Annotated in this window: 10 protein-coding genes; 2 read left to right on the top strand and 8 right to left on the bottom strand. The window is 71.5% G+C overall.

The window, feature by feature from the left end; all coding sequences use genetic code 11:
• Positions 1-48: 48 nt before the first annotated feature.
• The 7 genes from ACRX5W_RS03285 to ACRX5W_RS03255 form a co-directional block, all read right to left on the bottom strand.
• The gene (locus ACRX5W_RS03285) at positions 49-396 is read right to left on the bottom strand and encodes a S26 family signal peptidase (protein WP_436786351.1); all 348 of its coding nucleotides are present in this window, start codon (positions 394-396) and stop codon (positions 49-51) included.
• A gap of 76 nt (positions 397-472) precedes the next feature.
• Positions 473-1,435 (bottom strand): prolyl aminopeptidase, encoded by a 963-nt coding sequence (pip, locus tag ACRX5W_RS03280; RefSeq protein WP_436786350.1) that lies wholly within the window; start codon positions 1,433-1,435, stop codon positions 473-475.
• Between the two features lie 66 nt (positions 1,436-1,501).
• Positions 1,502-2,350 carry an arylamine N-acetyltransferase family protein gene (locus ACRX5W_RS03275; RefSeq protein WP_436786349.1) on the bottom strand — a complete coding sequence of 283 codons (849 nt, stop codon included), beginning with the start codon at positions 2,348-2,350 and terminating at the stop codon, positions 1,502-1,504.
• Between the two features lie 76 nt (positions 2,351-2,426).
• Positions 2,427-3,368, bottom strand: coding sequence for an AraC family transcriptional regulator (locus ACRX5W_RS03270; protein WP_436786348.1), 942 nt, complete (start codon positions 3,366-3,368; stop codon positions 2,427-2,429).
• Between the two features lie 49 nt (positions 3,369-3,417).
• Positions 3,418-3,711 carry an acylphosphatase gene (locus tag ACRX5W_RS03265; RefSeq protein WP_436786347.1) on the bottom strand — a complete coding sequence of 98 codons (294 nt, stop codon included), beginning with the start codon at positions 3,709-3,711 and terminating at the stop codon, positions 3,418-3,420.
• Between the two features lie 231 nt (positions 3,712-3,942).
• Entirely contained in the window at positions 3,943-5,295 is a 1,353-nt protein-coding gene (locus ACRX5W_RS03260) for an FtsX-like permease family protein (RefSeq protein ID WP_436786346.1), read from the bottom strand.
• Positions 5,296-5,353: 58 nt separating this feature from the next.
• Complete coding sequence (locus ACRX5W_RS03255; protein ID WP_436786345.1) at positions 5,354-6,145, bottom strand: ABC transporter ATP-binding protein; 792 nt, start codon at positions 6,143-6,145, stop codon at positions 5,354-5,356.
• A gap of 169 nt (positions 6,146-6,314) precedes the next feature.
• On the opposite strand from ACRX5W_RS03255, the gene ACRX5W_RS03250 reads away from it, so the two are divergent.
• The gene (locus ACRX5W_RS03250; RefSeq protein WP_436786344.1) at positions 6,315-7,403 is read left to right on the top strand and encodes an epoxide hydrolase family protein; all 1,089 of its coding nucleotides are present in this window, start codon (positions 6,315-6,317) and stop codon (positions 7,401-7,403) included.
• 60 nt (positions 7,404-7,463) lie between these two features.
• Here the strand turns inward: ACRX5W_RS03250 and ACRX5W_RS03245 are convergent, their stop codons facing one another.
• Positions 7,464-8,960, bottom strand: coding sequence for an MFS transporter (locus ACRX5W_RS03245; RefSeq protein WP_436786343.1), 1,497 nt, complete (start codon positions 8,958-8,960; stop codon positions 7,464-7,466).
• Between the two features lie 176 nt (positions 8,961-9,136).
• On the opposite strand from ACRX5W_RS03245, the gene ACRX5W_RS03240 reads away from it, so the two are divergent.
• Entirely contained in the window at positions 9,137-9,712 is a 576-nt protein-coding gene (locus tag ACRX5W_RS03240; protein WP_436786342.1) for a TetR/AcrR family transcriptional regulator, read from the top strand.
• The last annotated feature ends 17 nt before the right edge of the window (positions 9,713-9,729 follow it).

Here is a 9,729-nt window from a genome sequence, read left to right as displayed (position 1 = left end):
CCCCGCGCACCGGGGTGCCGCATGTCCGGGGCCGCGCGCAGGCACGGCTCAGGGCACGCGCACTTTGTCCCTCGCGGTGGGGCGTTCCGTGCCGTCGACGGACACGCAGATCCCGTACACGCGCGTGAGAGCGGTCCACCCGTTGGTGCGACCGCGGTTGTTGCTGATCCGCACGCGCCCGCGCGTGCGGTCCACCGCCGAGACCAGGTGCAGATACGTCGTCCCCGCGACACGGGCCAGAACGATGTCGCCGACTTCGATCCTCGCGGTCTCCACCGGGGCGACGGCGACGAGTTGGCGGCTGTGGATCAGGGGCGCCATCGACGTGCCGCTCGGTCGGAACTCGACGGTTGCCCCGCCCGCGACGCGCGCGGCCATGGAATCGAGCAAGCCCATGCTCCGCAGCCTGCCTCATGGATTTCCTGTCGGCCACCGGTTTTTTCGGCGGCCGGCGGGGCACGCCCGGCGCGGGTCAGGCGCGTCGGGCGAAGCGATCGGTGGCGGTGATGAGCGCGTCGAGGATGCCCGGCTCGTCGTACGCGTGCCCGGCGTCGTCGACCAGGACGAAGTCGGCTTCCGGCCAGGCCCGGTGCAGGTCCCACGCGGTGCGGGCGGGGGTGCAGACGTCGTACCTGCCCTGCACGATCACCGCGGGGATGTCGCAGAGCCGGTCGGCGCCGGCGATGAGGGCGCCCTCGGACAGGAAGCCGTTGTTGACGAAGTAGTGGTTCTCGATGCGCGCGAACGCCAGGGCGTAGTCGCGTTCGCCGTGGACCGCGACCACGTCGGGGCGGGGGCGCAGCGAGAGTGTCGAGCCCTCCCACACGCTCCACGCGACGGCCGCCTCGGCACGCACCTCGGGGTCGTCGTGGTTGAGCCGGCGGTGGTACGCCCGCATCAGGTCGCCGCGCTCGTCCTCCGGGATCGGCGCGAGGTACTTCTCCCACAGGTCGGGGAACAGCTCGGAGGCACCCTCCTGGTAGAACCACCGCAGCTCGGCGGCGCGCAGGGTGAAGATGCCGCGCAGGACCAACTCACTGACACGGTCGGGGTGTTGCTCGGAGTAGGCGAGCGCGAGCGCACTCCCCCACGAGCCGCCGAACACCATCCAGCGCTCGACGCCGGCCATCTCGCGCAGCCGCTCGATGTCGGCCACCAGGTTCCATGTGGTGTTCGCCGTCAGATCGGTTTCGTGGCCGCTGGCGTGCGGCGTACTGCGACCGCAGCCGCGCTGGTCGAACAACAGGACGCGGTAGGCCCTTGGGTCGAACAACCGCCGGTGCCTGGCCGTCGACCCGGCCCCCGGACCGCCGTGCAGGAAGACGGCGGGCTTGCCGTCGGGGTTGCCGCAGAGCTCCCAGTAGATCTGCTGGCCGTCGCCGACGTCCAGCATGCCGTGCTCGTAGGGCTCGATCTCGGGATACAGAGTCCGCATGCAACCGCCTCACACCGTTCCGCGCGCTGACCGTCCGACCTTAGGACCTCGCCGCCGGTTTACTGATCATGTGGCGGGTGCCGTTTCGCGGCGCACGTGGGCGGCGTGCACTCTTGTCCACAGTGTGCGGCGCTCGTCGGGGGCGAGATCGGTGAGGGTGAGCCTGAAGACGTCGGCGAGCGCGGCGAACCAGTCGGATTCGGTGAGGAGTTGCGTGACCGTCTCGCCTGCCGCGTCGACGCGCCTCAGCACGCACCCGGTGAGGTTGTCGACACCCTTGACGTCGCGGCGCAGGGCGACGCAGGTGCGTACGAAAGATGATTCGGGCGACGTCGACAGCCAGGCGTGCTTCTCGGCGAAGACATCGATCGTGACCGGCTCGCGTGCGAAGTCCATGCGCGGGAACGCGCCCCGGCGGTCGTGGGTGAAGCGCCAGCCGTTCGGCACCACGTCGGAGCGAACGAGGGCGTACGAAAACGGGCCTTGGTCGTAGACGCCGGGGCGCAGCGGCAGGGGTTCGTGGAAACCGTCGCCGAGGCCGACGTCGACGAGCCAGTCCCGGCCCTCGCAGTGGACGGTGAGGGCCATGTGGTTGCCGAGCACGCCGGGCGGGTCCTCGAAGCGCGGCTGCACGCCCGCGCGGTGGCGGACGACCGGGAAGCCGAAGTGCTCCAGGAGCACCGCGAAGGCGCCGTTGAGGTGGTAGCAGTAGCCGCCCCGGCCCGCGGTGATGCGCGCGATCGACGCGGCCGGGTCGATGCTCGCCGGGTCGCCGAGTTGCGCGTGGAGTGCTTCGTACGAGACCCGTTCCACGTGCGCGCGGTGCAGCGCGAACAGCAGCTCGGTGGACGGCGGGCCCGATATGCCGGCGAGTCCGAGACGGACGAGGTAACCGCGCACGTCGATGCTTCTCATGATCCGGACTGTATGCGAACGCTGCGACGGGGGTTCCGGAATTCGGCTGCTGTTCACGCGCGGCCGGCCCCGCCCGTCAGGCCCGCACGGCCTGCGCGCGGAACTCCTTGGGGCTCATGCCGCGCACCCGTTTGAACGCCGTGCTGAGGGCGAACGGGCTTCCGTAGCCGACCTGCACGGCCACCGCCCCGATCGTCGCGTCGGGTTCGCGCAGCAGGTCGGCGGCGAGCGCGAGGCGCCAGCTTGTGAGGTAGGTCATGGGCGGTTCGCCGAGGAGGTCCGCGAAGCGGCGCGCCAGGGCCGCGCGGGAGACGCCGACCGCACCGGCGAGGTTCGCGACGGTCCACGGATGGGCGGGGTTGTTGTGCAGCATGCGCAGCGCGCGGCCGACGACGGGGTCGCTGTTGGCACGGAACCAGGCGGGCGCCTCGGCTTCGGGACGGGCGAACCACGCGCGAAGGACGGCGATCAGCAGCAGGTCGAGCAGCCGGTCGAGGACCGCCTCCTGCCCCGGCTCGTCCTTGACGATCTCGTCGGCGAGCAGCGGGATGATCGGGCAGTCCCACTCGCTCTCACGGACCAGGACGAGAGCGGGAAGGGCGTCGAGCAGGCGCCGGCTGATCTCGCCTTCCATGGTGTACGTGCCGGTGAGCAGGATCGTGCGGCCGTCGGCGGAGTTGCCGAACGACCGCACCCCCAAGCTCATCAGCCCGGCCACCTCGACACCTTCGGGAGTGGTGCACACCTGGCCGGGGTGGATGATGATCTGCGGCGGTGTCGCGGGGTCGTCGGCGACGAGGTACGGGTCCGGGCCGCGCACGATGGCGACGTCGCCGACGGCGAGGCGCACCGGGTCGCCGCCGTCCGGAACGATCCACGCGTCGCCGCGGACCATCGAGACCAGCGTGAGCGGCGCCTCGTCCTGGATCCGCATCGACCACGGCGGGTCGAGGAGCGAGCGGAGCAGGAACGCGCCTTGGGCGCGAGGGCCGTCGAGGAGTCCCGCGAGTGCGTCCATGCGGGTGAGTCTAGACGGCTGCTTATGCTTTGGGGCAGAAATCTGCCTGTCAGTCGCGTACGACGAAGTCCCGCAGACCTTGCACCGGCTCGTCGTACAGCTCGACGTCGTCGACCCGGGCCTTCCGCGGTCCCCTGCGGACCCACGCCGCCATGCGCTCGACCGCGTCCGGGTCGCCCTCGAACACCGCCTCGACGCGGCCGTCGGGGCAGTTGCGCACCCAGCCGGAGACACCGGCGGCGCGCGCCTCGCGCTCGCAGGTGGCGCGGTAGAAAACCCCTTGGACGCGGCCGGAGACCAGCACGCGGATGCGTTGCTCGCGGGTGCCGCCTTGGTCGTGCATGTCCTGCCTGCTTTCTCGTTGCGTACGGGACCACGCCGATCATGCCCGGTTCGACGGGCCGCCCCCCGCCCGGCGAACCGGGTGGGGGGGCGGCCGAATTTCGGGTCACGCGACGGCGGTGATCGCGGGCGTCCGCATGGCCTGCCGGGCCGCGGCGTACCCCGTCGCGACGGTCAGCACCGCCGCGACCGCGACGATGCNGAACCGGGCGGGGGGCGGCCGACTGCCGGGTCACGCGACGGCGGTGATCGCGGGCGTCCGCATGGCCTGCCGGGCCGCGGCGTACCCCGTCGCGACGGTCAGCACCGCCGCGACCGCGACGATGCCGAGGTGGATCCCGGCACCGGTGCCCGGCAGCACGTCGCCGGTGCGGGCGTAGCTGTAGGGCAGGATCGTGAACAGCGAGGCCAGCGTGCCGAAGACGACGCCCGTCACGGTGAGGACAACGCCCTCCAACAGGACCACATCAAGGATCTGACGGGGTGTCGCCCCGGCGAGCCGGGTCTGCGCGAACTCGCGGCGGCGGCTCGCGGTCGCCGCCACGAGGGTGTTGACGAGCATGATCGCCGCGAACGCCACGATCATCCCGATGACGACGAAGTTGAGCGTCTCGATGTTCTTCTGCTCGTTGGTCTTGACCAGCCCCGACGCCGCCATGGCGTCGTTCTCGACGGCCTGCATGACCAGCGTGCCGGTGCCGATCGCGGTGAACAGCACCACGGGCATGATCACCGCGGCGAGGCGGCCGGTGTGCCGGCGCAGGTTCTGGGCGGTGAGGTAGCCGGCCGGGCCGCGGCGTTCCAGCGGGCCGGCGACGAGCGCGGCGACCGTGCGGATCAGTGCGGGCGCGAGGACGGCGAAGCCGATGCCGGCCCAGATGGACGTCTGTCCCGCGGTCTGCATGGCGTCCGAGCCCTCGCCCTTCATGACCGTCGCGGTGACGGCCGCCAGGTTCGCGGCGAGGAGCAGGAACACCACACCGACGGCGACGCGCTTGCGGCTGATCCGGCCGTCGTCTTGTGCGGCTGCGGTGAGCGCATCGGTGGCACTCATGCGGGCAGCGCGCCGCGCGGTGAGCAGGGCCGCGAGGGTGGCGGCGGCGAAGGTGATCGTCATGCCCATGCCGAGCGCGATCGGGCCGAAGGCGTACGACACGTCGGAGGCGACCTGGTCGGTCGAGCCGAGCAGTTCCAGCAGCAGTCGGCCCGCCGCCATGGCGGGGGCGATCGCCACGGCCGCGGCGACAACCGCGAGCACCGCGGTCTCGCCGACGATCAGGCGCCGGACCTGGGCGGGGGTCGCCCCGATGTTGCGCAGCAGGGCGATCTCGGCGGAGCGGCGGCGGACCGAGAGCGTCAGCGTCGAGGACACCGCGAACACGACCAGGAGCAGGCCCCAGAACCCGACGACCGCGCCCATGGTGGTGAGGGTTTCCTTGCTCGTGGAGTCGACCCCCTCGCCGCCGGCGGTGTCGAGCATGGAGGCGAACGCCATGAGGATCGTCGCGCCGAGGAACATCGCGAGGAAGCTCGCGGCGAATCCGCCGATGCGGTGCCGCAGTGAGCGGAGGGCCAGAGCGAACACGCCGGTACTCCTTCGGGTTGTGTTGTGTGTGGGTCTGGTTCGGGGGTCCGGGCGTGGGTCAGACCGCGGTCGCCGCTCGGCGGCGCGCGACCATGTCGCCCAAGTGCGCCATGCGTTCGGCGACCGATTCGGCAGTGGGTGCCACGAGTTCGCCGACGATGCGCCCGTCCGCGAGGAACAGCACCGAGTCCGCGTACGACGCGGCCACCGGGTCGTGGGTGACCATCACGACGGTCTGGCCGTAAGCACGCACGGACTCGGCGAGCAGGGTCAGCACGTCGCGGGCACTGCGCGTGTCGAGCGCGCCGGTCGGCTCGTCGCCGAAGACGATGTTCGGTTCGGCGACCAGGGCCCGTGCGATGGCGACGCGCTGCTGCTGGCCGCCGGACAGCTCGGAGGGCAGGTGGCCGAGGCGGTCGCCGAGCCCGACGCGCGCGAGGACCGCGGCGGCGTGGGCCTCGTCGGGCTTCCGGCCGGCGAGGCGCTGCGGCAGCGTGGCGTTCTGCAACACCGTCAGCATGGGCAGCAGGTTGAACTGCTGGAAGACGAAGCCGATGCGCTCGCGGCGGAACTTGGTGAGCGCGGTCTCGTCGGTGCCGGACATCAGTGCGCCGGCGACGTGGACGCGGCCGGTGGTCGGCTGGTCGAGGCCGGCCGCGCAGTGCAGCAGCGTGCTCTTGCCGGAGCCGGACGGGCCCATGACGGCGGTGAAGGTGCCGGACGGCAGGCTCAGCGACACGTCGTCGAGGGCGACGACGCGGTTTTCGTCGGTGCCGTACACCTTGCCGACGCCTTCCAGGCGGAGCGCCTCGCCGGTGCCGGTGGTCGGGGTACTCGTCGTGTGGTCCATGCCGTGCTCCTCGCGGTGCTGCGGTGATGACGGGGTGCGCTGTCGAGACGAGGTTCGCGGCGGGCGCTGACCGTCCGCGCACCGTGCGCTGACGGGGTCGGTCAGCGAGGCGCACATCGGTCGCGAAATTTAGTAGCCATGTATTTAATAGCCATGTACATTATCTGCCATGACCTCGATCAAGCACTTCCGCATCGACATCCCGCAGGCCCACCTCGACGATCTGCACGCACGCCTCGACCGCGCCCGTTGGCCGCACGAATCCCCCGGCGACGACTGGGACTTCGGCATACCTGTCGCCCGCGTGCGGCAGCTCGCCGAGTACTGGCGACGCGGGTACGACTGGCGCAAGCACGAGGCCGAGCTCAACAGCCACCCGCAGTTCACCACCGAGATCGACGGCCAGCGCGTGCACTTCCTGCACGTGCGCTCCCGTCGGCCGGACGCGCTGCCGCTGATCCTCACGCACGGATGGCCGGGCTCCGTCGTGGAATTCCTCGACGTGATCGAGCCGTTGGCGCAGGACTTCCACCTGGTCATCCCGTCCATCCCCGGCTGGGGCTTCTCCGGGCCGCCCCGCGAGCGGGGCTGGGACGTCGACCGGGTCGCACGCGCCTGGGCCGAGCTCATGCGCCGCCTCGGCCACGACCGCTACGGAGTGCAGGGCGGCGACTGGGGGGCGGCCATATCGCGGGCACTCGCGCAGTACGACGCCGAGCACGTCACCGCGATCCACCTCAACTACCTGCCGACGCCGCCACCGCCCGGCGACCGGACCGAACTGTCGCCCTCCGACCAGGCCCGGATCGCCAAGCTGCAGCACTACCAGGCCAATCAGCCGGCCGCGCGGGTCCTGAACGGCACCCGGCCGCAGGCCTTCGCGTACGCGCTCACCGACTCTCCGATCGGCCTGCTGGCCTGGCTGGTCGACCGGATGGCCGACTGGGCCGGGCCGGATTTCACGATCAGCGACGACCGCGTGCTGACCAACGTGATGCTGTACTGGCTCACCGGCACGGGCGGCTCGGCCGCATGGCTGCACCGCCAGAGCAACGGGCCCGCGCGCTGGAGGAGTTCGCACCCGGTCGGGGTGGCGGTCTTCCCGGACGACATGACGCAGCCGGTCCGGGCGTTCGCCGAGAAGGGCCTCGACATCGTGCACTGGTCGGAGTTCGACCGCGGCGGCCACTTCCCCGGCCTGGAGGTCCCGGACCTCCTGGCGGAGGACATCAGGAAGTTCTTCCTGACCGTGCGATAGCCGTGCCGGGGAGGGGCGTCGTCCGCCTGGACTTCTTCCTCCCCGGCACCGCCTTCGGGATCAGTCCGCGCGCGCCGGCGACTTCATCAGCAGCCACGCGCCCGCCGACGCCAGCACCGCCGCGACGGCCGCGAGACCGAAGGCGACGGCGTTGCCGTGAGCGAGCGACGCGGCGGCCGAAGCGGCGGGGTGGTCGTCGGCGTACGCGGACGACGCCGACGCGGTGACCGTGGTCAGCATTGCGAGACCCACGGCACCGCTGACCTGCCGGGTCGTATTGATCACACCCGAGGCCAGACCCGCGAGTTCCGGTGCGACGCCCGACGTCGCGCCGACGGTGATCGGGGTGAAGCACGCCCCGATGCCCAGCCCGAACACAATGCCGGGCAGGCCGATCGACTCCAGGTAGCCCGCGTCCGCGTCGAGAGTAAGCGCGAGCCACACGAAGCCGACCGCGGCGAGCGCGGTGCCGCCACCCGCAACGATCTTCGGCCCCCACAGTCCGATCAGGCGCCCGGCGGCCAACCCGCCCGCCATCAGCGCCACGCTGATCGGCAGGAACGCCATCCCCGCGCGCAACGGCGACCAGTCGCGGGCGCCTTGCAGGTAGAGCGACAGCAGAACCGGGCTGGCGAAGAAGCCGAGGCCCATCAGGAACATCACCAGGTTCGCACTCGCCACCGACCGCGCGCGCACGACCGCGAGAGGCACCAACGGCTGTGCCGCCCAGCGGACTTGGTGCAGCGCGAATACGGCGAGCAGCAACGCGCCGCCGGTTATGGGCAGCCACACGCGCGTGTCGGACCAGCCGTAGGCCGACGACTCCATGAGCCCGTACAGCAGCGCCGCCAGGCCCGTGGTGGCAAGCACCGCGCCGGGTACGTCGAGGCGGGGGCGCGCCGCCGAGCGCGCCGCCGGGTGGTCGCGCAGATGCCGGGCCGCGACCGCGAAGGCGAGCACGCCCACGGGCAGGTTGATCAGGAACACCCAGCGCCAGTCGAGCCATTCGGTCAACACACCGCCGAGAACCGTCCCGGCGGAGGCACCCATCGCGCCGACCGCGCTCCACAGCGCCAACGCCCGTGCGCGGCGCGGGCCTTCGGGATAGGTATGGGTGATCACCGCGAGGGTGGTCGGGGTCAGCAGTGCCCCACCGAGCCCTTGGGCGACGCGGGCGACGATCAGCGCCGCGGCTCCGGTCGCCGCCCCGCAGGCCGCGCTCGCGACGGTGAAGAGCGTCAGCCCCGCGAGGAACGCGCGACGGCGGCCGAACAGGTCGCAGCAGCGTCCCCCGAGGAGCAGGAAGCCGGCGAAGGCCAGCGTGTAGGAGTTGACGACCCAGGGCAGCGACGTACCGCTCATGTCGAGCCCGTCACGGATGCCGGGCAGGGCGACGGACACGATCGTGGCGTCGAGGATCACGACGAACACGACCAGGCACGCGAGGCCGAGCAGGACGCCGGGACGCGGTGGCGGGGGCTCGGTGGCGTGCTCCTCGGGGGTCTTCCGGTTCTGGTCCGCGGCCTCTCGGGCGGATGGCGTGGGATGAGCGGGCATGCGGCGGCTGCCCCCTTCGTGACGGGTGGTCTCACAGTGGACGACGTCGAGCTTAGGTATCCCTCACTAGTTTGTGAAGCGAATTCACTAATGTTTGTGAATAACTTTCACAAATTCGGGCCGCTGGCTCCCGGGCGGACCTCACAGAACGTGCGAGCGGTCGCTAGGCTGCCGACATGCCGCAGGCCGACTCGCCCCGTCCGTACGCCCGCGCCCAGAAACCGGGCCGTCCGGCGACGCTCGACCGGGACCGCATCGTCGCCGCCGTGCTGCTTCAGGACTTCGAGACCGTGACCATGCAGGGGGTCGCCCGGACACTCGGCGTGGCGCCCTCCGCGCTCTACCGGTGGGTGCGCAACCGCGACGAACTGCTGGATCTGGCCAGCATGGAGATGGGCCGCCGCATCGTCCCGGACCGGCCACCGACCGCCGAGACCTGGCAGGAATGGCTCGTCGACCTCGCCCACGGCATCCGCCGCGAATTCGGCGCGGTGCCCGGCTTCGCGGCGCGGATCCTCACCGGCATCCACCGCGAGGCCGGCCACGGACCCGTCGAACGGGCCGTCACCGAGGCGTTCCGGCTCGGCGGCCACTCCCCCGACCGCGCACGGCAGTGCTGGTACGTCTTCGGCACGGCCGTCATCGGCTGGCTCGCCGCCGAGCAGGCGGAATTCCCCGCGGATCCGCCGATGGATTTCGAGGTGCTGGTCGAGGTTCTGCTGCGCGGGACTGCGCCGGAGGACGGGGCCTGATCAGGGCCGGTACGCGG

It is taken from the genome of Yinghuangia sp. YIM S10712 (assembly GCF_051388935.1).
Classification (GTDB): domain Bacteria; phylum Actinomycetota; class Actinomycetes; order Streptomycetales; family Streptomycetaceae; genus Yinghuangia.
The sequence above is the reverse complement of the archived record's forward strand: the minus strand, read 5'-3'. Positions and strand labels throughout refer to the sequence as shown.